The organism is Sphingomonas sp. RIT328, assembly GCF_000632225.1.
Taxonomy (GTDB): Bacteria; Pseudomonadota; Alphaproteobacteria; order Sphingomonadales; family Sphingomonadaceae; genus Sphingomonas; species Sphingomonas kyungheensis.
This window is the reverse complement of the sequence record NZ_JFYV01000034.1, coordinates 199479-222882: the sequence shown is the minus strand read 5'-3', so window position 1 is coordinate 222882 and position 23404 is coordinate 199479. Positions and strand designations below refer to the sequence as shown.

Below are 23404 nucleotides of genomic sequence, written 5' to 3'. Positions count from 1 at the left end.
GGATCGGCGGCCGGAATAGCCACCCGGATTTGCACCGGGTCCTGGTGAGTGGGTGCCGCTTACGGCCTTATATGCTGCGGTGCAATAGGGCGCGGGGGCGGCCTGTTGCCGCACCCGCTCCCTGCATCAGTCGACCAGACCCGGCCCTTCGATGACGAGCGCCAGCCCGATCGGGTCGCGGGCCGCCGCGGGCAGCCGCACCTCCAGCGCGTCGGCGGTGCGGGTGAAGGCGAGCGATTCGCCATCGCCCGGCAGCGAGACGCGCCGCACCGCGCCGCGACCGACCGGATTGTCGCGCCCGAGCAAGGTCAGCCGGGCGACGCCATCGTCGGGCCAGCCCAGCACCAGCGCTTGGAGCGCCTTGCCGCGGGTGACGTAGCGGATGTCGCGCGCGGTATAGCTGGTGTCGTTGCCGCCTTCCGAGAAGGCGCCGCCGCCCGCCTCGCCCTTGCCCTCGGCGTGGATGCGCCAGGGCCGCGTCGCGTAGATCGCCGCGCCGTTCTTGCGCATCCACGCCCCGATCGTCTCGACGATCTCGCGTTCGCGCGCGTCGATCGTGCCGTCGCCGCGGATCGGCACGCTGAGCATCATATTGCCGTTCTTCGACACCACGTCGCACAGGGTATGGAGCACCTTGGCGGGCGTCTTGTAGCTGTTGTCGCGGAGATATTGCTCGCCGTAGAACCAGTTGCCGAGGCAGGTCTCGGTCTGCCACGGATAGGGATCGATGAACGACTTCTGGCCGCGCTCGACCACGTCGACCAGACCCATGCGCCGCTGCGGCGGGGTCTCCTTGGCGGTGACGACGCCCTCCAGCCGGCCGCCGCGCCGTGCCATGTTGCGGTTGAGGAAATAGGCGGCGATGTCGAGTCCGGTCTGCTGCAGCGGCAGATCGTGGTTGTCGAAATAGAGCATGTCGGGATCGTACCGGTCGATCAGCTCGCGGCAGCGCAGCGCCCAGCGGCGGGCGTATTCGGGATCGGGCGGCACGCCCTCGTTCCACAAACCGTCGGTGGCGGCATGCCACGCGCCTGCCTCCGCCAGCGAGCCGATGCCGTCGGGCATCGCCATCGACGCGCCGGTATAGAGCTGCTGCGGATCGAGCCCGTCCCACCATTGGCCGCGGCCGTCGCCCGGGGTCAGCGTCGCCGCGTCATAGCGTTGCCCGCGGCGCGGACCGACGGGATCATAGTCGTACGCGATCTGGTTCCAGTGCCAGGCATGCGCGCTGTGGTTGGAGACGGCGAAGCGCAGCCCGCGCTCGCGCGCCAGCTTCGCCCAGGTACCGACGATATCGCGTTTCGGGCCGATCCGCGTCGCATTCCACGGCTGATGCGTCGAGGCATAGCAATCGAGATTGTCGTGGTGGTTGGCGAGCGCCATGAAATAGCGCGCGCCGGCCGCCTTGTAGAGATCGAGCAGCTCGGCCGGGTCCCAATGTTCGGCGCGCCAGCGGTTCTGGATCTGCATGAAGCCGGTGTCGGCGGGGTGGCCGTAGGTCTTCAGATGATGGTCATAGGTCGGGTGCCCCTGCAGGTACATGTTGCGCGCATACCAGTCGTCACCGATGCCGGGGACGGAGGGCGCGGCCCAATGCGCCCAGATGCCGAACTTGGCGTCGCGGAACCAGTCGGGGGCGGAATAGCCCGCGGTCAGCGATCCCCAGTCGGCGGTGAAGCGCGCCGGCGCGGCGACCTTGACCGCGCGCAGCGCGCTGCGCGAGGGCGAAGGGGTGGCGGCGGCCGCGATCGGTGCCGCCTGCGCGAGGCCGAGCGCGGCGCTGCCGGCGAGGAAGCCGCGACGGTCGACGCTCATCGCTGGCCCAGCGTCTTGGCGATGGCGGCGAGCGCGAGCGGGCGCATCACCGCATAGCCTGCCGGGGTCGGGTGAACGCCGTCGCTGGCCAGCCCCGGCTTCATGCCCCCCGCCGCATCGGCAAGCGCGGCATGATAATCGACATAGGTATAGCCATGCGCCTTGGCATAGCCGCGCAGCCAGCCGTTGAGCGCGGCGATCTGCGGCACCGGGCGCTTGTCCGGGCTCCACGGAAAGGCGGCGGCGGGCGGGACCGAGGCGAGGATCACCTTGATGCCGTGCGCATGGGCGAGTTCGGCCATCGTCTCGATATTGCCCTGGACGGTCTCCATCGTCGCCGCGCCGGTATTGCCGGCGATGTCGTTGGTGCCGGCCATGATGTGCACGGCCTTGGGATGCAGGGCGAGGACGTCCTGGCGGAAGCGCAGCAGCATCTGCGGCGTCGTCTGCCCGCTGATGCCGCGATCGACCAGCCCCTTGGTGAACAGCGAGGGATCGGCACCGATCCAATTGTCGGTGATCGAATCGCCCATGAAGACGACGCGCACCGGTTCGGTCAGCGCGGCATTCTGCGCGCGGTAGCGGCAGAGCTGGCCGTGGTCGCGGGTCAGCATGTGCAGGTTCCACATCTGCCAGCCGGCGCCTTCCGGCTTGGGGTGGACGGGGCAGGGGTCGGCGACGATGCCGACCGGGTCGCCGGCATAGGGATCGCCGGGGACGTTGGTCTGCGCCGCGGCGGGGCCGGCGATCAGGAGGGCGGCGAGCAGGGCGTAACGCATCAGGGCTTCCTTGTGCTGGGGCGGGCGAGCGCCCGGTCGATCGCGGCGCGCGCGACCGGCGCCATGAGGGCATAGCCGGCGGCGAGCGGGTGGATACCGTCGGCGGTGAGATCGCGGCGCATCATCCCGTGATCGTCGGACAGGACCGCGGGATAATCGGCGAATGCATAGCCGCGGCGGCGGCAGAAGTCGCGCAGCCAGGCATTGAGCGTGCGCAACTCCGCGGGCTTGCGTTCGCGCACCACGTCGCGCGCCGCCGGGGTATAATCGTTGACCGGGAGCAGCGCGCCGAACACGACGGCGATGCCGTGCGCATCGGCGATATCGGCCATCGCCTGCCAATGTTCCTCGATCTGCTCGGGGGTTTCCTGCTGCAGCACGCCCTGCACGTCGTTGACGCCGGCGAGGATCACCACCGCGGCGGGGCGCAGCGCGACCACGTCGGGATAGAAGCGGAGCAGCAGCTGCGCGGTGACCTGTCCGCCGATGCCGCGGTTGACATAGGGCTGACCGGGAAAGCTGCCGGCGAGATTCCACCGGTCGGTGATCGAATCGCCGAGGAAGACGACGCGCCGCTCGCCGGTGCGCGGCGGCGGCAATGCGGCATTGGCGGGGGCGTAGAGATAGCGTTCGCCGAAATCCTCCATCAGCACCGGCACCAGCCGGTCGCGATAGGGACCGAGCCACGGCCCCCAGTCCTTCGCCACCGCGGTGCGGCGCGGCGGCGCGCTCTGATAGTCCTGCGCCTGCACGCCCGTCGCGAGCAGCGCACCGGCGAGGACGAGCGCGCGGATCACGCGGCGTCGGCGGGCGGCGTCTCGCCGACCAGCGCCGGGTCGAGCGCCTGGGCGATCGCGGCGGCGGCATCGCGCAGCGCGGCCTCGGTCGCATCGATGCCGACGAGCGCACCCGGCCCGTCGACGAACGGGATGGTCAGCGCCGCGCGCGCCGCGCGATGCGACAGGATCGGCACAGACAGATCGGTGATGCCGGTGAGCAGCGGGCTCGGCGTCGCACCGCCGCCCTCGGCGAGGATCGCCGCGAGCTGCGCCGCCAGGGCGTCGTCGTCGATCGCATCGCCGGTGGCGCGCACCTCGTCGAGCATCGCGGCGCGCTGCGCCTCGGGCTGGAAGGCGAGCAGGATCCGCCCCGAGGCCGACCGGTGCAGCGGTCGCCGATAGCCGATCCGCACCGCGAAACCCGACAGGCCCGGCGCCTCGACCCCGGCGATCACCACCATCTCCGCGCCCGAGACGACGGCGAGGTGGCAGCTTTGCCCGGTCTGCCGCGCCAGCGCGCGCATCACCGGCAGCGCGCTGCTGACCAGATCGCGGACCGGCGGCTGCCCCATGCTGAGCGCGAACAGGCGGTTGGTCAGCCGATAGCCATCGTCGCCGCGCGCGATATAGCGATGCGTCTCGAGCACCTGCAGCATGCGGAAAATCTCGCTGACCGACCGGCCGAGCGCGGTCGAGACGTCGGACATCGTCAGCGGAACACTCGACGCGGCGAGCAGCTCGAGGATTTCGAGCCCCTTGGTCAGCGCCGGCGCCTGATAGCGTGCCTTGTCCGTCATCCACCTCCCCCGGCATTTGGCGCCTGATCCGGCGCTTATCGGCCTATGCACAATGTTTGGGGCAGTGCTGGCAAGCGAAATCCGCCCGTGAAAGTCATTTTTATATTTCATATCACGGCAGGAGCGATTAGCCTGCCGGTCATCCCGCGGACCGCGAGACGTTCGTAGAGGACCGTGGAGAGAGCCCTATGACCCCGCATGTCGCCTTGCCGCACCAGGACGCACCACCGGCCAGCCGGCGCGCGCTGCTGCTCACCGTCGGCCTGTTCTTTCTATGGGGCATGGCGAACAACCTCAACGATATCCTCATCGCCCATTTCCGCGCGGTGTTCACGCTGAGCGACCTGCAATCGGGGCTGGTCCAGTCGGCCTTCTATCTCGGCTATTTCTGCTTCGCGATTCCCGGTGCGATCGTCATGCAGCGGTTCGGCTACAAGACCGCGGTGGTGCAGGGGCTGGTGCTGTTCGGCCTCGGCGCGCTGCTGTTCTGGCCGGCGTCGCTGATGCTGAGCTACGGCTTCTTCCTGCTCGCGCTGTTCGTCATCGCCAGCGGGCTCGCCTTTCTCGAAACCGCGGCCAATCCGATGGTCGCGGCGCTGGGCAGCGCGGCGAGTGCCGAGCGGCGGCTCAATCTGGCGCAGGCGTTCAATCCGCTGGGGTCGATCGCCGGCGTGTCGCTCGGTGCGACCTTCATCCTCGCCGACGAGCGCGCCGGCGACGTCGCCGCGGCCTCGGCGGTGCGGCTGCCCTATCTGGCGATCGCGTTGCTCGTCTTCGCCTGGGCGGCGGTGATCGTCGCGACGCGCTTCCCGGCGGTGGCGACGCAGCCGAGCGCGCCCGAGGCGCGGACGCCGGGCGCCTATCGCAAGCTGCTCGCCTCGCCGCGCTATCTTGCCGGTGTCGGTGCGCAATTCCTCTATGTCGGCGCGCAGGTCGGGGTGTGGAGCTTCCTGATCCGCTATGTCGCGGTCGAGCTGCCGTCGCTCGGCACGCAGCGCGCGGCGTGGCTGCTCACCGTGTCGCTGGCGCTGTTCATGGCGGGGCGGTTCGTCGGCGCGGCGCTGATGGCGCGGATGTCGGGCGCGCGGCTGATGCTGCTGTTCGCGGTGGCGGATGCGGGGCTGTGCGTCGTCGCGGGGACGCTCGGCGGGCTGGTCGGCGTCGCGGCGCTGGTGCTGTCGAGCGCGCTCATGTCGATCATGTATCCGACGATCTTCGTGCTGACGCTGCGCGATCTCGGGCCGCTGACCAAGCCGGGCGCGTCGATGCTGGTGATGGCGATCATCGGCGGCGCGGTGCTGACCGCGCTGATGGGCCTCGTCTCCGACCTGGGCTCGATCCGCGCGGCGATGCTGGTGCCGGCGGCGTGTTTCGTCGGCGTCGCGCTGTTCGCGCGGCTGCACCGCCACGATCGGGTGACGGCATGAGCATGCCGGCACTGCCGCGCTTCGGCATGGGCACCGCAGCGATCGGCAACCTCTACCGCGCGGTTGGTGACGACGCCGCGCTGGCGACGGTGGCCGCGGCGCTGGCGGCGGGCATCGGCTATTTCGACACCGCGCCGCATTACGGCTTCGGACTTGCCGAGCGGCGGCTCGGCGCGGCGCTCGCCGCCCACGATCCGGCCGGCGGCGCCCGCGTCTCGACCAAGGTCGGGCGGCGGCTCGTGCCGTGCGCAGCCGGCGGCACGCGCCACGGCTTCGTCGATGCCGATCCGTTCGAGCCGGTGTTCGATTACAGCGCCGAGGGGATCCGCGCCTCCTTCGGCGACAGCCTCGCACGGTTGCGGCGCGCGCGCGTCGATCTGCTGTTCGCTCACGATCTCGGCCGGCTGACGCATGGCGACGATCATCCGCGCCACCTCGCCGCCTTCCTCGACGGCGGGCATGGCGCGATGCTCGAGCTCCAGCGGAGCGGAGCGGTCGGGGGGATCGGTATCGGCGTCAACGAGATCGCGGTGTGCGACGAAGTGCTCGACCATATCGACCTCGACGTCATCCTGCTCGCCGGCCGCTACACCTTGCTCGACCGCAGCGCGGCGCGGCTGCTCGATCGCTGCGTCGAGCGGGGCGTGCGCGTCATCATCGGCGGGCCGTATAACAGCGGCATCCTCGCCGCCGATCCCGAGGCGGTCGATCCCGCGGCGCTGCATTACGACTATGCCGCGCCCGATGCGGCGATCGTCGCGCGGACGCGCGCGCTGGCCGCCGCCTGCCGCGCGGTGGGCGTCGCGCTGCCGGCGGCGGCGCTGCACTTTCCCTTGCGCCACCCGGCGGTCGCCTGCGTCGTCGCCGGTCTGGTCGGCATCGATCAGGTCGCGGCGATGGTCGCGCGGATCGCCACGCCTGTTCCCGAGCCCGCCTGGGCGGCGCTCGATCCCTCCGCGCCTGCGCAACGACCCGAAGAGACGATGAACCAGCTGATCCTGCTCCACCCCGACGACAATGTGATGATCTGCGTCGCGCCGATCGCGGCGGGCGACGTGCTGCCGATCGGCGGCGGCACCGTGCCGGCGCGCGAGGGCATCACCGTCGGCCACAAATTGGCGCGCGTGCCGCTGTCTCCCGGCGACAAGGTGATCAAATATGGCGCGCCGATCGGGTCGATGACCGCGGCCGCCGCAACCGGCGAATGGGTCCACATGCACAATATGAAAAGCGACTATATCGCCAGCCACACCCGCGCGACGGTGACGGAGACGCGGGCATGATCCAGGGCTTCGCACGCGCCGACGGGCGCAAGGGCATCCGCAACACCGTCGCGGTCGCCTATCTGGTCGAATGCGCGCATCATGTCGCGCGGCGGATCGTCGACAAGGCCGATGACCCCGACGTCCATCTGATCGGCTTTCCCGGCTGTTATCCCAATGCCTATGCCGCCAAGGTGATGGAGGCGGTGGCGACGCATCCCAACGTCGGCGGGCTGGTGATCGTCTCGCTCGGCTGCGAGAGCTTCGACCGCGAGCGGTTGCAGGCGGTGGTCGCGGCGAGCGGGCGGCCGGTCGAGCTGCTCGTCATCCAGCAGGCGGGCGGCACCGCGGCGACGATCGCCGCCGGGCTCGCCGCGGTGGCGCGGGTACAGGCGCAGATCGCCGACGTGCCGCGCGTCGCGATGGGCGTCGACGAGCTGGTGATCGGCACGATCTGCGGCGGCTCCGACGGGACGAGCGGCATCACCGCCAATCCCGCGGTCGGCCGCGCCTTCGATACGCTGGTCGGCGCGGGCGCGACCTGCCTGTTCGAGGAGACGGGCGAGCTGGTCGGCTGCGAGGCGATCATGGCGGATCGCGCGGTCACCCCCGAACTGGGGCAGGCGCTGGTCGACAGCGTCGCCAAGGCGGAGCGTTACTATACGATCATGGGCTTCGGCAGCTTCGCGCCCGGCAATGCCGAGGGCGGGCTGACGACGCAGGAAGAAAAGTCGATGGGCGCCTATTCCAAATCGGGATCGTCGCCGATCAGCGGTATCGTCAAGCCGGGCGACGTGCCGCCGGCGGGCGGGCTGTATCTGCTCGACGTGGTGCCCGACGGCGAGCCGCGCTTCGGCTTCCCCAATATCTCCGACAATGCCGAGATCGTCGAGATGATCGCCTGCGGCTGTCACCTGACGATCTTCACCACCGGACGCGGATCGGTGGTCGGATCGGCGATCGCGCCGGTCATCAAGGTCTGCGCCAATCCGGAGACGGCACGCCGGCTCGCCGCCGACATGGACATCAACGCCGGCCGCATCCTCGAAGGCGCGGCGACATTGGACGAGGTGGGGGCGGAGATCGTCGATGCGGTGATCGCCGTCGCCGGCGGCCGGCGCAGCGTGTCCGAAGACCTCGGCCATCGCGAATTCATCCTCACCTACAAGGCTTTCGACCCGATCGGCCCGGCCTGCCTGCCGATCGCCCAACGCAGGACAGCAGCATGACGAAACGACTGGACGGCAAGGTGGCGCTGGTCACCGCCGCCGCACGCGGCATCGGCCGCGCCACCGCGGAGCGGTTCGCCGCCGAGGGCGCGCGGGTGATCGCGACCGACCGCGACCTCGACGCGCTCGACGGGATCGCCGGGTGCGAGACCCGCGCGCTCGACGTCACCGATGGCGCGGCGGTGACCGCGCTGGCGGCGGAGATCGGGCGGGTCGACGTGCTCGCCAACGTCGCGGGTATCGTCCACGCCGGCACGATCCTCGATTGCGGCGAGGAGGAATGGGCGCAGGCGCTGGCGATCAACATGACCGCCATGTACCGCACCGTCCGCGCCTTCCTGCCGGCGATGCTTTCGGGTGGCGGCGGCGCGATCGTCAACGTCGCGTCGATCGCCAGCTCGGTGAAGGGCATCCCCAACCGCTTCGCCTATGGCACGACCAAGGCGGGGGTGATCGGGCTGACCAAGGCGGTGGCGGCGGACTTCGTCGGTCAGGGCATCCGCTGCAACGCGATCTGCCCCGGAACGGTCGATACGCCGTCGCTGCAGCAGCGGCTGCACGACACCGGCGACTATGCGGCGGCGCAGGCGGCGTTCGTCGCGCGCCAGCCGATGGGGCGGCTCGGCCGGGCCGACGAGATCGCCGCGCTGGCGCTGTATCTGGCGAGCGACGAGGCGGCGTTCACCACCGGCGCGGTGCATGTCATCGACGGCGGGTGGATCAATTGATTGGCGGCTAAACCGCCGATGAACGCCGCATTCCGGCCTCATTCAGCCCGACTCGCCTAGACGGGGTGCAACACGATCGCCGCTCTGTGCGTTTGGACCAGATACTCCGAGCGTCGTGTTTGAGGAGGTTCGACGTGATGAACGCTTTGTTGAAGAAGGCCGGACTGGGTATCGCCCTCGCCGCGACCGCGCTGACCGCCGCGGCACCGGCGGATGCGCAGCGCTGGGGTGGCTATCGCTATCACCATCGTGGCGGCGGCAATGTCGCCGCGGGCGCGCTGCTCGGCGGGATCGTCGGGCTCGGCATCGGCGCCGCGGTGGCGAGCAGCAACCGCGACCGCTATTATGACCGCGGTTATTATTACGACGCGCCGCCGCCGCCGCCGCGGGTGGTGTATCAGGAGCGGTATTACGCGCCGCCGCCCCCGCCGCCGCGGGTCGTCGTTCGCGAGCGCTATTATGACTATGGCCCGAACTATGGCTACGGCTACGGTTACTGAGCCTCGACACTTTCGTCGGGAAGGCGGCGCGGGGGTTTCCTCCGCGCCGCTTTTTCGTAGCGGGGCACGGACGATGCCGCTAAGCGCGGCGCCATGACCGATACGCCCCCCGATCGCCTGTCGACCGATCCGTCGAGCCCCCATTTCGACCAGGCCGCGCTCGAGCGCGGGATCGGCATCCGCTTCAAGGGCGTCGAACGCCGCGACGTCGAGGAATATGACCGGCCGGCGGGCTGGATCCGCGTCGCGCTCGGCAAGAAGGTCGATCGCCATGGCCGTCCGCTGACGCTTAAGCTGTCGGGCGAGGTCGAGGCCTGGTTCGAGCGACCGGCGGCGGGTGCGGCGGCCGAAGGCGAGGGTGAGGGCGAAGCGGCGTAAACGTCGCTGCCGTGAGACTGCCGGAAGGCGCGGAGCCGGGCTCCGCGCCTTTTTTGTTGGGCGACGATCAGGCGGCGGGTGGCGGGCGGAGCGCGGCCCAGTCACCGGCGATCGCATCGAGCGTGCGCCGTGCGGCGTCGAGCGCGCCGGGCCGGCTCTTGTAATGCGTTTCCCGGCCGAGGCGTTCCGCGGTGACGAGACCCGCGTCTTCAAGGATCCGCAGGTGTTTGGAGACCGCCTGCCGGCTCATCCCGGCGGAAGCGGCGAGGCGCGCGATCGGGCGGCCGGGTCCGCTGCGCAGGGTGATGAGCAGCGACAGCCGCGTCGGATCGGCGAGGACGGCGAAGAGACGCGCGGCTTGAACAGGCTTCGGTAACATCGGCAACCTTTCGGTTGCCGTGAGGGGCAACCACGGGGTTGCTTATGATTTCCGTGGCTTGCGGGCAACCGAACCGTATCGGCCCATCATCGGTAAGCCCGGGCCCTTAAGAGGCACGCCTTGAGCCCCATCATCTGAGGTCGAGCGATACTTCACAATGCTGAAAAGGTCGCAACCTCGCCATCTCCCACGGATCGAGCTGTAGGCCAGACGACGCGATAAGGTTCGCTCTGACATCTCTGGATTTCTCGAGTCGCGCCGTTCGCCGCGCTGGCCATGCTGTTCATAGGGTGCCAAAAACAGGCAAGAAGCCGTGCGCGAGCCTCTCGAGTTCAGTCTCACCCCCGCTCACCGCCGCGCGCGGAAGAACGCCCGCAGCAGCGCCGCCGCCTCGCCCTCGCCGATACCGCCATAGACCTCCGGCCGGTGGTGCAGCGTCGGCTGGGTGAAGAGCAGCGGGCCATGTTCGACCGCGCCGCCCTTGGCGTCGCTCGCGCCGTAATAGAGGCGCGCGATGCGGGCGTGGGCGATCGCGCCGGCGCACATCGCGCAGGGTTCGAGCGTCACCCAGAGTTCGGCTCCCTCCAGCCGGTCGCGCCCCAAAGCGGCGGCGGCGGCGCGGATGACGCGCATCTCGGCATGGGCGGTCGGGTCGCAGAGCGTGCGCGGTGCGTTGGCCGCGACCGCGATGACCTCGCCTTGCCAGACCAGCGCGGCGCCGACCGGCACCTCGCCGTCCCGCGCCGCCGTGGCGGCGGCGTCAAGTGCGCGGCGCATCGGGATCGGCAGCGGGAACATCGGTCCGCCCTGCCGCGACTCGCCAGGCGGGTAAAGGCTATTGCGCGTTGCCGGGCTTTTCGACGTTGACGGTCGGCACGGCGACGGTCTTGTTTTCGGTGCCGACGGTGACGCGTGCGACATCCGCCTTGAATTCCGGAGCCTTGACCACGGCGGGCGCGGTCTGGTCGATGCTGATGAGGCCGAATTGCATCAATGCGACGACGATCAACGCGACGACCCCGATGAGAGCCAGCAACGTGCGCATGCCTATTTCCCCCTAGCAAGGACCTTTACGATAGCGTAACAACGCCGCGGCGGCAACTTTCGTTGCGTCGCGCGGTGTCGTTGCGCTGCCGGGCCGGCACCCCGCCGGTTGACGACCGTGCCGTTTGCCGCTAGTGGCGCCGACTTTCCGGGCAACCGAATTCAGGATAACAACCATGTCGCGCATTTGCGAGCTGACCGGCAAGGGCCGGCAGGTGGGCAACAACGTTTCCCACGCCAACAACAAGACCAAGCGGACGTTCCTGCCGAACCTGCAGAATGTCACGTTGATCTCCGATACGCTCGAAAAGGGCGTCAAGCTGCGCGTGTCGACGCACGGCCTGCGTTCGGTCGAGCATAACGGCGGCCTCGACAATTGGCTGGTCAAGACCAGCGAGGACAAGCTGTCGCTGCGGTGCCGCCGTCTGAAGCGCGAGATCGTCAAGAAGCGCGCGTCGACCTCGGCGGAAGCCGCCTAAACCCGACTGCGGGTTGCCGCGACGAAAGGCCCGCTGCTCTATTGAGCGGCGGGCTTTCGTGTGTCATCCCATGCACATGGCGCACCCTTTGCTGTTGTGCGCGATCGCGCGCGTCGAGCTTTTGCGCTCAGAGGCGTTGCGCCCGCGGCTTCGGTGGCTGCGATCGTCGCGCCACGGCCCAGCAGGCGGGCGCCATTCGAATCACACCCTCTCTGCGCCCTCTGCGCGAACCGATGTGGTGACGCCATACAGCCTTATCGGGGGCGGAACGGCGATCAGCGCTAGCGGTCGAGCCTGAACTTGAGCAACAGGGTGCGCTGGAGCATCGACTGATTGTCGTCCGAGACCAGCCAGACGATCGTCCGCCCCGCTTCGGTCGTCGTCGCGACGCCTTCGAAATTGTCGTGGATCAGCGGCGCGTCGAGCGTCGCGAGCAGCGCGCCCCGCGTCACCGCGCCCGGCCGGATCGCCGCTGCCGGGATCCACGACAGGCGGTTGCTGAACCGGTACGGCAGCCGGAAGGCGCGGTCGAGCACCAGCAGATCGCCGTTGGGCAGGGCGGTGGCGTCGGAGGGATCGTAGATCCCCGCGACCAGATAGGCGAAGCGGCGCGGCGTGGTGGTGATCGGATCACCGGGGAAGATGAGTGCCTCGCGGCTCGCCAGTCGCACGCCATCGGTGCCGCGCCAGCGCGCGCGCGGGACATGGCGCTGCTCGCTGATCGTGACGAAGCGACCGTCGGGCAGCCGGGCGAGTGATTCGGGTCCGCCATTGTCGGGCCAATGCGCCATCGCCGCGGGCGCGCGCTGCGCCTCGGCGCGGGCAAAGCCCGGCGCATAGCGCCAGATCGCATTGGCGCCCTCGAACCCGACCCAGATCGTGCCGTGCGGATCGATTGCCATCGATTCGCTGTCGCGGTCGCGCTTCTCCCAGCCGATGCCGGGGCCGGCGGGCAGGTTGACGAAGCGGAGCCCACGCGGTCGCCAGTCCGATCCCAGCGTGAAGGCGACGGCATTGCCGCCGTCGCTGAGCAGGGTGACGCGGTCGCCGTCGGCGCGGCGCACGACGGTCAGCGACGAATAGCCGCCGAAGGCGGGATCGAGGCTGCGCAGCGTGACGCCGCCGAGATAGGTGAGCGCACCGAGCGTGCGGCGGTGCGGATCGGCCGGGTCGAGCGCGACCGGCGTCGCGATCAGCTGCGGCCGGTCGCCGAGCAGCGCCAGCCGCTCCTCGCCGCTCCAGCCGGGGACGAGCAGCAGGACGGCGAGGACGACGAACAGCAGACGCATCGCGCCTCCATAAGCGCAGCCTGCGGCGGCGATAGCCTGAACGGACGATAACGAGCGCATTCAGGCTTCGCTCAACGCGAATCGGCCAAATGGGGTGCATCGACGACGGGCAGGTGCCCACCGGGCCGCCGCCGAGTTGACCTTGTTTCGGGAGACGACAGATGATCAAGACCCTGAGCCTCGCCGGCGCCGCCTTCGCGATGACCGCCGCCGCCCTGGTTCCCGCCACCCCCGCCGCGGCGCAGCGTGGCTATTACGGCTACGACCGTGGCTATAATTATGACCGCGGCTATCGCGACACCCGCGATTATCGCGACGGGCGCGTCTATCGCGGCGACCGCGGCTACTACGGCGATCGCGGCTATCGCGGTGGTCAGCGCTGCAACAGCGGCACCACCGGCACCATCGTCGGTGCGATCGCCGGCGGCCTGCTCGGCCGCACGATCGATACGCGCGGCGACCGTGCGCTCGGCACCGTGCTCGGCGCCGGTGCGGGTGCGCTCGCCGGCCGCGCGGTCGAACGTTCGGATCGCCCCGGTTACTGCCGCTGAGCGGCTACGGCTTCTCGTGTAGCGTATCGAGGGCAGGGGCCCGGTCACCGTGGTGGCCGGGCCCCTTGTCGTCTCAATACATATGCTGGCCGCCGTTGATGCTCAGCGTCGATCCGGTGACGAAGCCGGCTTCCTCCGAACAGAGGAAGGCGACGCCGCGCGCGATCTCGCTCGCCTGACCGAGCCGGCCGACCGGGATCTTGGCGACGATCTTCTCCAGCACGTCGCCCGGCACCGCGGCGACCATGTCGGTATCGATATAGCCCGGCGCGATCGCATTGACGGTGACGCCGACTCGTGCGCCTTCCTGCGCCAGCGCCTTGGTGAACCCGTGGATGCCCGACTTGGCGGCGGCGTAGTTCACCTGTCCATATTGGCCCGCCTGGCCGTTGATCGAGCCGATGTTGACGATCCGCCCCCATTTGCGTTCGCGCATGCCGGGGAACACCGCCTTGGCCATGTTGAAACAGCCGCCGAGGTTGGTGTCGATCACCTCTTTCCACGCCTCATAGGTCAGTTTGAGGATCGTGCCGTCGCGGGTGATGCCGGCATTGTTGACGACGATGTCGACCGGCCCCAGCGCCGCGGCGACGTCGGCGCAGCCCTGCTGGCAGGCGTCGAAATCGGCGACGTCCCATTTGAACGCCTGGATGCCGGTGCGCTCGGTGAAGGCGCGGGCGCGCTCGTCATTGCCCGCATAATTGGCGGCGACGGTGATTCCCGCCTCTTGCAGCGCCAGGCTGATCGCCTCGCCGATCCCGCGTGTTCCACCCGTGACGATCGCAACTCTGGCCATGCCCGTCTCTCCTGATTTTCGCCTATAAGGCTAAATAGCAGGCGGCAGACTGGCAATGGCCGTAGCGTAACTTTACGTGTCGGCGACCCAACCGGACAGTTCGCGGCGGATCAGGGTGCGCAGCATCGCCATGCCCGGCGCGCCGTCGTTGAGGCACGGCAGATAGGCGAAATCGCTGCCGCCGGCGGACAGGAAGCTCTCGCGCCCGCGGATCGCCAGCTCCTCCAGCGTCTCGAGGCAATCGGCGGAGAAGCCGGGCGCGATCACCGCGACTTTCTTCACGCCCGACGCCGGCAGCGCCTCGAGCGTCTCGTCGGTCGCCGGGCCGAGCCATTTCGCCGGGCCGAAGCGCGACTGGAAGGCGACGACCAGCTCGCGACCCATCGCCGCGCCGAGCAGCCGCGCGGTCTTCTGGCAATGGCAATGATAGGGGTCGCCGAGTTCCAGCGTGCGCTTGGGCATGCCGTGGAAGCTGGCGACCACCGCATCGGGGACGAAATCGAGCGCGGCGATCTGCATCTCGACCTGCGTCTTGAGCGCGTCGATATAGGCGGGATCGTCGTGATAGGGCGGCAGCGTGCGGATCGCCGGCTGCCAGCGCATGCCGGCCAGCGCGGCAAAGGCCTTGTCGTTGGCGGTCGCGGTCGTCGCCGCGCAATATTGCGGATAGAGCGGCGCGATCAGGATGCGCTCGCAGCCCGCGTCCTTGAGCGCGGCGAGCCGTTCCGCGATCGGCGGGTTGCCGTAGCGCATCGCATGATCGACGATCACATGCTCACCGAACGCGCCCTGCAACGCCCGGCTCTGGCGCCGGGTGATCGCGGCGAGCGGCGAGCCTTCGTCGCTCCAGACGAGGCCATAGGCATGCGCCGACTTCTTCGGCCGCGTGTTGAGGATGATGCCGCGCAGGATCGGCTGCCAGGCGATCGCCGGGATCTCGACGACGCGCCGGTCGCTGAGGAACTCGCCGAGATAGCGTTTGACCGAGCGCGCATCGGGACCGTCGGGCGTGCCGAGATTGGTGAGCAGCACGCCCACCTTGCGCGGCGGGATCGGTGGATGGTCGGCGGGGATCAGCATATCAGGACCTTAGCGGCAGGTCGCGACGACGGATACCGGTTGCGGCATGCAAAGCGTTGGCGATTGCCGGCGCGACCGCAGGGACGCCGATCTCGGCCACCCCGCCCGGCGGTGCTTCCGAGCGGATACATTCGACGACGATGTCGGGCGTATCGGCGAGCCGCGGCAGGTCGAGCCCGGCGAGCCCGCGCACGTCTGTGCGCCCGCCGCTGATCGTCGTGCTCGCCCCGAAGGCATGGGCGAGGCCGAAGATCAGCCCGCCCTCAATCTGCTGCAACACCAGGTCGGGGTTGATCATCCGCCCGCAATCGACCGCGGCGACGAGGCGGGTGACGCGCGGCCGCCCCGCCGTCTCGACCTCGGCGAGCACCGCGATATGGCTGCCGCGCAGGCTGTGGCAGGCGATGCCCTGGCCCGACCCCGCCGCGCCGCCGTTCCAGCCGCCCAGCGCCGCCACCGTGGTGAGGCAGCGCGCCAGCCGTGCCTCGCCGCCGAGCATGCCGATCCGGTAGGAGAGCGGCTCGGTGCCGGCGACGTGCGCGAGTTCGTCGACGAAGGTCTCGGTGAAGAAGGCGGTCAGGCCGTGCATGCCGCCGCGCAGATGGCCGGTCGGCAGCGCCAGCGCGGCGGGGTGATGGGTGATCGCCAGCGCGGGAATGCGATAGGGCGGCTGCGCGCCGGCGACCGCATAGGGATCGCCGGTGCCGAGCGCCCAGGTGAAACCGGGGAGCAGGCGGCGCGCCAGCGCATGACCGGCCGAAGGCGCGGCGATCTGCGCACTCCAGGCGGCGATCGCGCCATTGGCGGACAGGCGCGCGCGCAATCGCGCCTGTGCCGGCGGGCGGAAGCGATCGTGCGCGATCGTCTCGCCGCGCGACCAGACCAGCGCCACCGGCCGCTTGAGCTGCATCGCCAGCAACGCCGCCTGTTCGGCGACGAGCGGGTCGAGCGTCGCGCCGCTGCTGCCGGCGAGCGTCGGATGGATGACGACCTGCGTCTCGCGCAGCCCGGCGACTTGCGCGGCGGCGGCCCGCGCCGCGGCGGGGGCGGCGGTCGGCAGCCAGAGTTCGAGCCGGCCGTCGCGCCACGCCGCGGTCGCGCTCGTCGTCTCCAGCGCGGCGTGGACGCCGGGGCCGACGCGATAATCGGCGCTGACCACACCGGCTCCGTCGAGCAGCGTGCCGATCGTACCGCTGGCGGCGATCGTCTCGCCCGGTGCGTCGAGTGCGGCGGCAAGGCGGCGCGTGATCGCGGCGCTGTCGATCAACCGCGCGCTGCTGGTGAAGCGCGGCGCGAGCGCATCGAGCGCGCGCTGTGCCGCCCAGCCGGTGGTCGCGACCGCGGCGACCCAGCGCGGGTTCTCGACCACCGCGAGCACGCCGCGGATCCGGTCCGCCGCGGTGCGATCGACGCGGGTGAGCGTCGCGTCGCCGATCGGCCCCTGACGGATCGCGGCATGGACCATGTCGGGCAGGCGGATGTCGCCGGCAAAATTGGCCGAGCCGTCGACCTTGGCGGGGGCGTCGAGCCGCGGCAGCGACTGGCCGCTGAGCCGGCCGCTGCCCTCGCCGCCGATCGGCAGCGGATCGGGCAGGCGTTCGCGTGCGGCCTCGGCGGCGAGTTCGGCGAAGCGCAGCCGCTGCGTCGCAGAGGTGACGAAGCCGTTGTCGACCGCGCAGTCGCGCCAGTCGACGCCCCAGCGCCGCGCCGCCGCCCGGCACAGCAAGGCGCGCGCCGAAGCTCCGGCGATGCGGCAATCCTCCTCGAACATCCGCACCGAGGTCGATCCGCCGGTGACGATCAGATCGCCGCGCCGCGCCACCGTGTCGGCGAACCCGGCGGGCAGGCGGCTGAGCGCGCCTTCGAGCAGATCGTCGAGCGCGAGCGGATTGGCGTAGAGCGGATTGAGCGGCGCCGGCTCGACCCCGACGGTGCGCCAGTCGGCGCCGAGCGCGTCGGCGACGATCTGCGGCAAAGCGGTATAGACGCCCTGGCCATGTTCGAGCTGCGGCACCGCGACGGTGACATGCCCGTCGTCACCGATCTTGAGCCAGCCGCCAAAGCCGGTCTCCCCCGGCGCGACCGCGAGATTGGCGCGATAGGCCCGCGGCCACACGCCCCAGGCGACGACCAGCCCGACCCCGACGCCGCCGCCGATCATCACCTTGCGTCGGGTAAGCCGCTCCATCGCCGCGGCTGTGCGCGCTGTGTCGGCTCGGTTCAAGGGGGGCGGAGTGAGTCCGGCGGGCGGATGGCGGTCTTCCGCTCGGCCGGTGCCGGGTGCGATGGCGCGGCTGGCCGGCGGAGGCTGCCGACACTCCATTCGTCATGCCGGGCATCCGCCGCGCCGTGGGAAGGATAGCCGATGATCTTGCGGCGTGTGCGCCCGATGCGGGTCGAGACGCCGCAACGAACAGTGCTCCCGCGCAGGCGGGAGCCCAGTTTCCTTCTTGCCGCGAGCCATTGTTCTGCTGGGCCACTGGATTCCCGCCTGCGCGGGAATACTGGTGTTTGCGGCGAAAGGAGCGACGGTCGCAGGGGTTTCGAAGCCGTTCGGGACACCGAGCCTTACTACAGAAACGCAGCGCCGCGCTGAGCATCGCCACCGCGCCACCCTCAGCACGGATAGGTCTTCGCCAGCACCCGCGCATAGCCGTCCTTGAGCGGCAGTTTCTTCTCCGCCGGTGACAAAGCGTCGAGGCCGCCGAGCATCTGCAGGATGCCGATCTTCGCGCCGTCGGGCATGCAGGCGATCGGCTTCTTGCCGGCGGCGACGCGCGCCGCGCTGTCGGCGCGGAGCTGGCGGGTGGCGGCGTCCGCCTCCGCCTTGAGCACCTGATAATCCGGGTTGGTGAGCGCGGTGAAGGGATTGGCACGCAGCGGCGCGGCGCGGTCTAGGAAGGTGCCGACGCTCATCGCGGCGGCGGCGGGGGCAGCCGCGGCGAGAGAAACGGCGAGGGCGATCAGAACTTTACGCGACATCGGCGACACTCCGAAAGGAATGCCGCCGACTAGCCGTCACAAACTGAAAGCGCGCTGAACCGCGCCGGCGATCAGGCGCCGAGCGGTGCCGGATTGCCGAACGGGCCGCCCGGACGACGCGTCTTCGGGATCGAGGTCCCGGCGCGCGGCACACTCGGCTTGGGCCCCGAATCGATCCGGCCGATCTCTTCGCCGGCGATCAGCTTCTTGATCTCGTCACCCGACAGCGTCTCATATTCGAGCAGCGCTCCGGCGAGCAGATGCAGCTGGTCGACATGTTCGGTGAGCAGCTGCTTGGCGCGCGCCAGACCGCCTTCGACGATGCCCTTGATCTCGTCGTCGATCAGCTGCGCGGTCGCGTTCGACATACGCACCGGCTGCGACGAGGAATAGCCGAGGAAGGATTCGCCCTCCGGCTGGGCATATTCGACCGGGCCGACCTTGTCCGACATGCCCCATTTGGTGACCATGTCGCGGGCCAGACCAGTGGCATATTGGATGTCGCCGCTCGCGCCCGACGAGACCTTGTCATAGCCGAAGATGATCTCCTCGGCGACGCGGCCGCCCATCGCCACCGCGAGGTTCGCGTACATCTTGTCGCGATGGTAGCTGTAGCTGTCGCGCTCGGGCAGGCGCATCACCATGCCCAGCGCACGACCGCGCGGGATGATCGTCGCCTTGTGGATCGGGTCACTCGCCTGTTCGTGGATCGAGACGATCGCATGGCCCGCCTCGTGGTAGGCGGTCATCCTCTTCTCGTCCTCGGTCATCACCATCGAGCGGCGCTCGGCGCCCATCATAACCTTGTCCTTGGCCTCTTCGAACTCGGCCATGGCGACGAGGCGCTTGCCCTTGCGCGCGCCCATCAGCGCGGCCTCGTTGACGAGATTGGCGAGATCGGCGCCCGAGAAGCCCGGCGTGCCGCGCGCGATCACCCGCGCATCGACGTCGGGCGCCAGCGGCACCTTCTTCATATGGACTTCGAGGATCTTGATCCGGCCCTCGATATCCGGGCGCGGCACGACGACCTGACGGTCGAACCGGCCCGGACGCAGCAAGGCAGGGTCGAGCACGTCGGGGCGGTTGGTCGCCGCGACGATGATGATCCCCTCATTCGCCTCGAAGCCGTCCATCTCGACGAGCAGCTGGTTGAGCGTCTGCTCGCGCTCGTCATTGCCGTTGCCGAGGCCGGCGCCGCGATGGCGGCCGACCGCGTCGATCTCGTCGATGAAGACGATGCACGGCGCCGACTTCTTGGCCTGTTCGAACATGTCGCGGACGCGGCTCGCGCCGACGCCGACGAACATCTCGACGAAGTCCGAGCCCGAGATGGTGAAGAACGGCACGCCCGCCTCACCGGCGATCGCGCGCGCCAGCAAAGTCTTGCCGGTACCCGGCGATCCGACCAGCAGCGCGCCCTTGGGGATCTTGCCGCCGAGGCGCGCGAACTTGGTCGGGTCCTTGAGGAAGTCGACGATCTCGGTCAGCTCGGCCCGCGCCTCGTCGATGCCGGCGACATCGTCGAAGGTGACCTTGCCTTCCTTCTGCGTCAGCATCCGCGCGCGGCTCTTGCCGAAGCCCATCGCGCCACCGCCAGTGTTCTTCTGCATCTGCTTGATGACGAAGAAGGCGATGCCGAGGAACAGCAGGAACGGCAGCGACTGATAGAGCAGCAGCATCCACATCGACGTACCCTCGTCGGGCTTCGCCGAGATCGACACGTTCTTGGTGCGCAGATGCGGCACCAGCGTCGGGTCCTGGATCGGATAGGTGCGGAACTTCTCGCCGCTCGAATAGGTGCCGGTGATGATGTCGCGGCTGATCGCGACGTCCTTGACGGTCCCTTCGTCGACCTGGTCGAGGAATTTCGAATAAGCGACGGTGTTGCTCGCACCGGCCGCATTGGGTCCGTTGAACATCGTGACGAACAGCGCCAGCGCCAGCAGGATTCCGACCCAGATGAGCAGGCTCTTCATCCAGGGGTTGCCGCCGTTGCCACCGTCGCCGTTCTGGGGCTGCTTGTCGTTATCGTTCATGGGGAACCTTTCGCCGGCCAAGATAGGCATGCGCGGGTTAATGGCAATGGAACGAAGCCGGCTATTCGGCCGATCCGGCGGTTCGCCGCGCCGGTGCGGGACGGAATCGCCACAGATCGCGCTGCGGCTGGACGACGACGCCCGCCTGCGTCGCGCGCCGGCCGCCGCCGACCGCATCCAGCAGCGCCTCGACATTGGCCGAGTCGCTCCATTTCGGCGCGACGATCGCCGCCGATTCGATCACCAGCCCGATGCCGCGCCGCACGAGGCGGCGGACGAGTTCGCGCGGCAGGCCGGCCATGTCGATCTGCACCTGCGCGCCGTCGACCGTCGCGCGGCTCGACCAGAGCCAGTCGGTGATCGCGCGCACGTCGCCGTCCGCCTCGGCGAGCTGGGCGGCGGCGCGGGCGAGCTGCGGCGCGCCGAGCCATTCGTTGGCGTCGAGCAGGCGGCGGAAGCGGGTGCGATCGTGCGCGGGATCGGCGTTGGTCGGATCGTCGACGAACGGCGCCTCGGCACGGCGGACGATCGCGCGCAGCTCGGCGCGACGCCATTCGAGCAGCGGGCGGATCACCGTCGCCCCGTCGATCACCGCGCGCGCCCGCACGCCGGCGAGGCCGGCGATCCCCGACCCGCGCGCCGCGCGCATCAGAAAGGTCTCGGCCTGATCGTCGGCATGATGCGCGGTCGCCACCGCCGCGGCACCGACGGCGCGGGCATGGTCGGCGAGCAGGCGGTAGCGCACCTGCCGCGCCGCCGCCTGGAGGCTCGCGCCGGTGATCGGCGCGACCGGGAGCAACGTCGCATGCGGCACGTGGAGCAAGGCGCAATGGTTGGCGACCATCACCGCCTCGTCCGCCGCGGCCTCGCGCAGCCGGTGGTCGACCGTCGCGACGCTGATCCGCCCGGCGAAGGTCGCCGTGGCGAGCGTCAGCATCGCCATCGAATCCGGGCCGCCCGACACGGCGAGCAGGATCGTCCCGCGCGGCTCGCCGCCGAGCGCGCGGTTGACGTCGTGGTGGAATCGCTCCGCCGCCAGGGCGAAGGGATCACTTACACTTGGCGGCGGTACGGCCCTTCTGGACATCAGCCTTCATGCTCGAAGAAATCTTGCTGCCGTAGACGTCGGTCAGCTCGCCATAGACCTTGCAGGCGTCGGTCGGCTTGTTGAGCTTCATCAGCGCCTGAGCGAGGTAATAGAGGCTGTCGGGGGCACGCTCGCCATCCGGCATCTTCTTGTAATTGTCGTAGAAGGCCATCGAGGCGAGGCTCGGCTTGCCCTCGTCAAGATAGGCGCGGCCAAGCAAATTCTGCGCCCAGCTGGCGCGGCGATGCTTGGGATAGTCGGCGACGACCTTCTTGAGCTGCGCTTCCGCCTGCGGATATTGCTTCGCGGTCCACAGCCGATAGCCGTAGAGATAGGCGTCCTCGGCGGCATCGCCGGTATCGGGTTTGTCGACCTTGGCCGCGGCGGCCGAGGGAGCGGTATCACCGGCCGCCGCGACCGAGACCGGCGTTCCCGGCCGGGCGGGGCCGCGCGCCGGTTCGCCGTCCGCGCCGTCGCCGCCGAGCGGCGCGGAGGCGGGCGTCATCGCCAGCGCCGGGGTCGACGACAGGTTACGCAGCTGCGCGTCGTTGGCGCGCTTATAGGCGTCGAACTGGTCCTGGAGCTGGCGCAGCTTGTAGCCGGTCTGCTCGATCTGGTCGGTCATCGACGCCATCTGCTGCTCGAGCGCGGTGACGCGGCCGGTGAGGTCGGCGACCGCGCTGGTCGCCGGGGTGCCGCCCGCCGGCTGCGGCGCATCGGGGCGGGTGATCTCGGGCTGGAGATACTGGCCGGCACCGCCGGGGAAGACCTTGCGCTGCACCGCGCGCATCTCGCTCTCGAGCTTGCCGACGCGGCCTTCGACGTTGCTCTGCGCCGCGGCAGCGATCGGCAGCAGGGACGTGGCGGCAAGCGCCCAGATGATCGTACGCATAAGTGAAACACCCCCCGGCGCGGCTTGGGTCAACGTGGTGCGGTCATAGCTGCAACCGGCAGGCTGTCGCCAGCCTTAAGGCGCGAAATTACCAACGGCGGCCGGCTCTTGCGGCAGCAGCGGATCGCTGGCGAGATCGGCGCCGGTGCGGTTGGCCGGGCGGGCGGCGTCGCGACGCGTCGCGGTGCGGGCCGTCGTCGCGGTCGTCGCGGCCGCGCTGGGGGCGGCGGCGGGTTGCCCGGCGAGGCGCAGCGCGATCGCCGAACCGCTCACCGCGACGTCCTTGATCGCGCGCGAACCGTCGCCGAGCGGCGGCACCGCGGAGCCGTTGAGTGTCACCGTCAGCTTGTCGGGGCGGCCGACGTTGATCATCGGGTCCTTGGCGGTCGCCGGCACCTCATAGCGATCGCCCGGCTTCATCGTGCCTTCGAACAGCTTCTTGTCGTCGGCGTCATAGACGCGCAGCCACACCGTGTCGGTCGCGGTCAGCACGACCTGTCCGCCGGTCGGGATCGCCGGTGCGGCGGTCTGCGCCGGCTTGGGGGCAAGCGCCTGCGACGCGGTGTCGTCGCTGCTCGCGACCTCGGTGCGCGACGCGTTCGACTGGAGCAGGCCCGATCCGTACCACAGGCCGACGAGGATCAGCACCGCCAGCGCGATGCCGACGCCGATCGCGGCGACGCCGCGCGACGGCACGCGGGCCGGATCGGCGGTGACATAGGGGACATATTCGGGCTGGCGCGGCCCGAGCCGGTCGAGGTCGCGGCGCACGTCCTGCGCGATCTCGACCTCGTCGGCGTCGACGGCGCGCGCATAGGCCTTGGAGAAACCCATCGCATAGGTGGGCGAGGGCAGCAGGCCATAGTCGCCGCTCTCCAGCGCCTGCAGATGGCGCAGCGGCACGCGCGTCTGTGCCGCGACTTCGGCCAGACTGAGGCCCCTCTGCTCCCGCGCTCGGCGCAACCGTTCACCCGGGCGGGCCGGGGCAACGGGGGTCGGGTTCGGCTGGCCGGGATCGACCTCGTCCATTCGTGTCTCCAAGGGAGGGCTGCGGATCGGTGACGGGAAAGACCTTCCCCGATGCCTTGGCGCAAG

At 69.8% G+C, this 23404-nt stretch carries 24 protein-coding genes and 1 other annotated feature (1 of these 25 running past the window's edge); of the genes, 8 read left to right on the top strand and 16 right to left on the bottom strand.

Going from position 1 to position 23404, the window contains the following annotated elements; translation table 11 throughout:
• Nucleotides 1-45 (bottom strand) — a sequence feature (sul1 is cis-regulatory element that is thought to sense ions involved in sulfur or methionine metabolism; They are found in Alphaproteobacteria) (it extends 11 nt beyond the left edge of the window).
• Between the two features lie 81 nt (nucleotides 46-126).
• Genes BW41_RS14990 through BW41_RS14975 form a run of 4 tightly spaced genes read right to left on the bottom strand, consistent with a single transcriptional unit; the run spans nucleotide 127 to nucleotide 4170 of the window.
• Complete coding sequence (locus BW41_RS14990; RefSeq protein ID WP_037535301.1) at nucleotides 127-1815, bottom strand: alpha-L-fucosidase; 1689 nt, start codon at nucleotides 1813-1815, stop codon at nucleotides 127-129.
• Nucleotides 1812-2594 (bottom strand): SGNH/GDSL hydrolase family protein, encoded by a 783-nt coding sequence (locus BW41_RS14985; protein WP_037535300.1) that lies wholly within the window; start codon nucleotides 2592-2594, stop codon nucleotides 1812-1814. Before BW41_RS14985 ends, BW41_RS14990 begins: the two co-directional genes overlap by 4 nt.
• Nucleotides 2594-3391, bottom strand: a complete 798-nt coding sequence (locus BW41_RS14980; RefSeq protein WP_037535299.1) for a GDSL-type esterase/lipase family protein — start codon at nucleotides 3389-3391, stop codon at nucleotides 2594-2596. The genes BW41_RS14985 and BW41_RS14980 overlap by 1 nt, the downstream gene beginning before the upstream one ends.
• Nucleotides 3388-4170, bottom strand: a complete 783-nt coding sequence (locus BW41_RS14975; RefSeq protein WP_037535298.1) for an IclR family transcriptional regulator — start codon at nucleotides 4168-4170, stop codon at nucleotides 3388-3390. Before BW41_RS14975 ends, BW41_RS14980 begins: the two co-directional genes overlap by 4 nt.
• Nucleotides 4171-4358: 188 nt before the next feature.
• Here BW41_RS14975 and fucP point away from each other — a divergent pair, with 188 nt between their 5' ends.
• The 6 genes from fucP to BW41_RS14945 all read left to right on the top strand — a co-directional run bounded on the left by fucP (nucleotide 4359) and on the right by BW41_RS14945 (nucleotide 9694).
• Nucleotides 4359-5597: an L-fucose:H+ symporter permease gene (gene fucP / locus BW41_RS14970; protein ID WP_051583518.1), complete on the top strand. Its 1239-nt coding sequence runs from the start codon at nucleotides 4359-4361 to the stop codon at nucleotides 5595-5597.
• Nucleotides 5594-6880, top strand: coding sequence for an aldo/keto reductase (locus BW41_RS14965; protein ID WP_235199783.1), 1287 nt, complete (start codon nucleotides 5594-5596; stop codon nucleotides 6878-6880). The genes fucP and BW41_RS14965 overlap by 4 nt, the downstream gene beginning before the upstream one ends.
• A complete protein-coding gene (locus BW41_RS14960; protein ID WP_037535297.1) occupies nucleotides 6877-8088 on the top strand; it encodes a UxaA family hydrolase in 1212 nt (403 codons plus the stop codon). Before BW41_RS14965 ends, BW41_RS14960 begins: the two co-directional genes overlap by 4 nt.
• On the top strand, nucleotides 8085-8816 hold the full coding sequence (locus tag BW41_RS14955; RefSeq protein ID WP_152542327.1) for an SDR family oxidoreductase: 732 nt from the start codon (nucleotides 8085-8087) through the stop codon (nucleotides 8814-8816). Before BW41_RS14960 ends, BW41_RS14955 begins: the two co-directional genes overlap by 4 nt.
• Before the next feature lie 137 nt (nucleotides 8817-8953).
• Nucleotides 8954-9316: a hypothetical protein gene (locus BW41_RS14950; protein WP_037535295.1), complete on the top strand. Its 363-nt coding sequence runs from the start codon at nucleotides 8954-8956 to the stop codon at nucleotides 9314-9316.
• Nucleotides 9317-9409: 93 nt separating this feature from the next.
• Nucleotides 9410-9694, top strand: a complete 285-nt coding sequence (locus BW41_RS14945; RefSeq protein WP_037535294.1) for a DUF3297 family protein — start codon at nucleotides 9410-9412, stop codon at nucleotides 9692-9694.
• A gap of 67 nt (nucleotides 9695-9761) precedes the next feature.
• On the opposite strand, the gene BW41_RS14940 is transcribed toward BW41_RS14945, so the two are convergent.
• The 3 genes from BW41_RS14940 to BW41_RS14930 form a co-directional block, all read right to left on the bottom strand.
• On the bottom strand, nucleotides 9762-10073 hold the full coding sequence (locus BW41_RS14940) for an ArsR/SmtB family transcription factor (RefSeq protein WP_037535293.1): 312 nt from the start codon (nucleotides 10071-10073) through the stop codon (nucleotides 9762-9764).
• 348 nt (nucleotides 10074-10421) lie between these two features.
• Nucleotides 10422-10850, bottom strand: a complete 429-nt coding sequence (locus BW41_RS14935; RefSeq protein ID WP_037535344.1) for a nucleoside deaminase — start codon at nucleotides 10848-10850, stop codon at nucleotides 10422-10424.
• A gap of 58 nt (nucleotides 10851-10908) precedes the next feature.
• Nucleotides 10909-11118, bottom strand: coding sequence for a hypothetical protein (locus BW41_RS14930; protein ID WP_037535292.1), 210 nt, complete (start codon nucleotides 11116-11118; stop codon nucleotides 10909-10911).
• A 175-nt stretch (nucleotides 11119-11293) separates the two neighbouring features.
• On the opposite strand from BW41_RS14930, the gene rpmB reads away from it, so the two are divergent.
• Nucleotides 11294-11596 carry a 50S ribosomal protein L28 gene (gene rpmB / locus BW41_RS14925; RefSeq protein ID WP_037535291.1) on the top strand — a complete coding sequence of 101 codons (303 nt, stop codon included), beginning with the start codon at nucleotides 11294-11296 and terminating at the stop codon, nucleotides 11594-11596.
• A 281-nt stretch (nucleotides 11597-11877) separates the two neighbouring features.
• On the opposite strand, the gene BW41_RS14920 is transcribed toward rpmB, so the two are convergent.
• Nucleotides 11878-12885, bottom strand: coding sequence for an esterase-like activity of phytase family protein (locus tag BW41_RS14920; protein WP_037535290.1), 1008 nt, complete (start codon nucleotides 12883-12885; stop codon nucleotides 11878-11880).
• Nucleotides 12886-13046: 161 nt separating this feature from the next.
• Between BW41_RS14920 and BW41_RS14915 the strand changes: the two genes are divergently transcribed.
• The gene (locus BW41_RS14915) at nucleotides 13047-13436 is read left to right on the top strand and encodes a glycine zipper 2TM domain-containing protein (RefSeq protein ID WP_037535289.1); all 390 of its coding nucleotides are present in this window, start codon (nucleotides 13047-13049) and stop codon (nucleotides 13434-13436) included.
• Between the two features lie 73 nt (nucleotides 13437-13509).
• Here BW41_RS14915 and phbB read toward each other — a convergent pair whose 3' ends face one another.
• The 8 genes from phbB to BW41_RS14875 form a co-directional block, all read right to left on the bottom strand.
• A complete protein-coding gene (phbB, locus tag BW41_RS14910; protein ID WP_037535288.1) occupies nucleotides 13510-14232 on the bottom strand; it encodes an acetoacetyl-CoA reductase in 723 nt (240 codons plus the stop codon).
• Nucleotides 14233-14304: 72 nt separating this feature from the next.
• Nucleotides 14305-15312, bottom strand: coding sequence for a ferrochelatase (gene hemH / locus BW41_RS14905; RefSeq protein ID WP_037535287.1), 1008 nt, complete (start codon nucleotides 15310-15312; stop codon nucleotides 14305-14307).
• 1 nt (nucleotide 15313) lies between these two features.
• Nucleotides 15314-17500 carry a xanthine dehydrogenase family protein molybdopterin-binding subunit gene (locus BW41_RS14900; RefSeq protein WP_037535286.1) on the bottom strand — a complete coding sequence of 729 codons (2187 nt, stop codon included), beginning with the start codon at nucleotides 17498-17500 and terminating at the stop codon, nucleotides 15314-15316.
• A 428-nt stretch (nucleotides 17501-17928) separates the two neighbouring features.
• Nucleotides 17929-18294 carry a hypothetical protein gene (locus BW41_RS14895; protein ID WP_037535285.1) on the bottom strand — a complete coding sequence of 122 codons (366 nt, stop codon included), beginning with the start codon at nucleotides 18292-18294 and terminating at the stop codon, nucleotides 17929-17931.
• Between the two features lie 71 nt (nucleotides 18295-18365).
• A complete protein-coding gene (gene ftsH, locus BW41_RS14890; RefSeq protein ID WP_037535284.1) occupies nucleotides 18366-20330 on the bottom strand; it encodes an ATP-dependent zinc metalloprotease FtsH in 1965 nt (654 codons plus the stop codon).
• A 61-nt stretch (nucleotides 20331-20391) separates the two neighbouring features.
• Nucleotides 20392-21417, bottom strand: coding sequence for a tRNA lysidine(34) synthetase TilS (gene tilS, locus BW41_RS14885; RefSeq protein ID WP_037535283.1), 1026 nt, complete (start codon nucleotides 21415-21417; stop codon nucleotides 20392-20394).
• Complete coding sequence (locus BW41_RS14880; protein WP_037535282.1) at nucleotides 21380-22309, bottom strand: tetratricopeptide repeat protein; 930 nt, start codon at nucleotides 22307-22309, stop codon at nucleotides 21380-21382. Before BW41_RS14880 ends, tilS begins: the two co-directional genes overlap by 38 nt.
• Nucleotides 22310-22384: 75 nt before the next feature.
• Nucleotides 22385-23338, bottom strand: a complete 954-nt coding sequence (locus tag BW41_RS14875) for a helix-turn-helix domain-containing protein (protein ID WP_081793120.1) — start codon at nucleotides 23336-23338, stop codon at nucleotides 22385-22387.
• Nucleotides 23339-23404 lie beyond the last annotated feature (66 nt).